Here is a 351-nt window from a genome sequence, read left to right on the forward strand (position 1 = left end):
CAGATTATATTTGGCGCTTGACTCCAGCGGTGGTAGGACGTTCGTACGTCGATGCACTAGATGGCACGGTCGCGCCGCTACCGCAGCATATTACTTTAGGCGTGATTGCCGGTAATCGTCCTTATGGCTTGGGGCAGTTATTTTTGCAGTATCATAATCGCAAACTGCGTCGAGCAGACAACATGCCATCAGCAGAACATCTGCTCCACGATGGTACGGTATATATAGAAGAAACTAAAATAGAGACCGCAACTGACCACATTGTCTTGCCCGTCTCGCATACGGGTATGCTGGTCGATAAAACAGTGGCCGCACAAACCAAATATTTTTTACAACATGGACAGTTTGACC

General features: G+C 47.9%; 1 pseudogene. It reads left to right on the forward strand.

The window, feature by feature from the left end:
• Positions 1-351, forward strand: a pseudogene (locus tag V7D75_RS08515) (alpha/beta hydrolase); the annotation flags it as partial.

This window comes from Psychrobacter sp. (assembly GCF_036731945.1).
Taxonomy (GTDB): Bacteria; Pseudomonadota; Gammaproteobacteria; order Pseudomonadales; family Moraxellaceae; genus Psychrobacter.